General features: G+C 64.3%; 2 pseudogenes. One reads left to right on the plus strand and one right to left on the minus strand.

The window, feature by feature from the left end:
• Positions 1-153, minus strand: a pseudogene (locus ABGA94_RS09475) (hypothetical protein); the annotation flags it as partial.
• Between ABGA94_RS09475 and ABGA94_RS09480 the strand changes: the two are divergent.
• Positions 130-261: pseudogene (locus ABGA94_RS09480) on the plus strand (dipeptide epimerase); the annotation flags it as partial. The pseudogenes ABGA94_RS09475 and ABGA94_RS09480 sit on opposite strands and share 24 nt — an antisense overlap.
• Between the last annotated feature and the right edge of the window lie 8 nt (positions 262-269).

Raw genomic sequence — 269 nt, forward strand, 5'->3', positions numbered from 1 at the left:
GTTGCCGTAGTCCACGGTCGGCACGCCGAGTGCGTGGAAGCCGAGCATGGCGCGGATATGGTTGGCCATCGACGCGCGCGCTGCTTTCTCCACTTCCTTCGGCGCGGACACGCGCTTTTCGTCCCATTGCTCGACGGTCCCTCGCTGGGCCAGTTCGATCCGGTCAGCGGCGGCGTGCATTTCAACGAATCGGAGATCAGCATCAGCGACGTGCCGGGGCTGGGTATCACCGAAGTGCGTGGGCTGGAGATGCTGGGGTGATTTCTGCC

Origin of the sequence: Stenotrophomonas sp. 3diitr2024 (assembly GCF_042136455.1) — a bacterium.
Lineage (GTDB): Bacteria > Pseudomonadota > Gammaproteobacteria > Xanthomonadales > Xanthomonadaceae > Stenotrophomonas > Stenotrophomonas sepilia.